Source organism: Variovorax sp. YR634, from assembly GCF_900106655.1.
GTDB lineage: Bacteria > Pseudomonadota > Gammaproteobacteria > Burkholderiales > Burkholderiaceae_C > Variovorax.
On record NZ_FNOL01000062.1, the window covers coordinates 1 to 1,348 of the forward strand.

A 1,348-nucleotide genomic window follows, 5' to 3' on the forward strand; every position below is an offset into this window, starting at 1 on the left:
TGACCCGTCCTGACCTGGGTTGACACCTTTTCCCTCAGAAAAGGCGAGTCAATGGAATCAGGCATCAAACGCACGCAGCGGGACTACACGCTGGCTTTTAAGCTGTCGGTGGTCGATCAGGTAGAAAAAGGCGAGCTGACCTACAAGCAGGCGCAAGAGCGCTACGGCATCCAAGGGCGCTCGACCGTTCTGGTGTGGCTGCGCAAGCATGGTCGCCAGAGCTGGGGTTCGGCATCATCTCGGCTTCCCATGCCCATAACAACCAAAAAATCCTCCCCCGCGCCTGCGGCGCCGCTGACCCCTGAGCAGCAGATCAAGGCCTTGGAAGTCCAGCTTCGAGAGGCGAACGAGAAGGCCCGGTTGTTCGAGGCGGTGATCGATGTCCTGAAGAAGGACTACGGGGTGCGTGTCGTAAAAAAGCCTTTGGGCAAGTCCTCTCGCAAAAGCTCCTCCCGGGGCTGAGCGTTGCGAGGGCTTGCCGTTATTGGGGCATCAGCCGCCAGGCCTACTACCAGCAACTACATCGCCAGCAGGAGCGCCATGCGCGCTGCGAGACGGTGATTCAGCTCGTGCGTGGCGTGCGCCTGCGCCAACCCCGGCTGGGCGCTCGCAAGCTGCACCACCTGCTCAAGGAGCCGCTGCAGCAGGCGCACGCGAGCCTGGGGCGCGACGCGCTGCTGGACGTGCTGCGCCAGGCTCACATGCTGGTTCAGCCCAGGCGGGCGTACCACAAGACCACCGACAGCCACCACCGGTTCCGCCGCCATCCCAACCTGCTCAAGGACGGACCGAGTCAGGTGCGCCCCACCGGCAGCGAGCAGGTGTGGGTGGCGGACATCACGTACCTGCCCACCGATCGGGGGTTCGTGTACCTGAGCCTGGTGACGGATGCGTGGTCACGCAAGATCGTGGGCCATCATGTGCACGACAGCCTGCACACCAGGCAGGTCAGCCGGGCGCTGACGATGGCGCTCAAGAGCCGGCAAACCCGCCAGATGCTGGTGCACCATTCCGACAGGGGCATCCAGTACTGCTCCAACGACTATCAGCAGATTCACCGGCGCCACGGCATCGCCTGCTCGATGACGGACGGCTACGACTGCTACCAGAACGCGCTGGCCGAGCGCGTCAACGGGATCTTGAAGATGGAGTTCCTGCTGCACCGGCCTGCCGATCTGGCCCAGGCCAGCCGGATGGTTCAGCAGGCCGTGCAGATCTACAACCAGGAGCGACCGCATCAATCCCTAAAATTGAAAACGCCCGATGAGGTCCATCGGGCGTCTCTGGCCGGCTTGAACAGGCCGGCTCTGTGTCCCTCATAGGTGTCAACCTATGGCAGGACGGGTCA

Annotated in this window: 1 protein-coding gene; it reads left to right on the top strand. The window is 63.1% G+C overall.

The genetic code is table 11. From position 1 onward, the window contains the following. Positions 1 to 51: 51 nt before the first annotated feature. A protein-coding gene (locus tag BLV60_RS33850) for an IS3 family transposase (RefSeq protein WP_371127433.1) occupies positions 52 to 1,322 on the top strand; the annotation gives its coding sequence in 2 pieces (ribosomal slippage) (positions 52 to 427 and positions 427 to 1,322; 1,272 coding nt in all). Positions 1,323 to 1,348 lie beyond the last annotated feature (26 nt).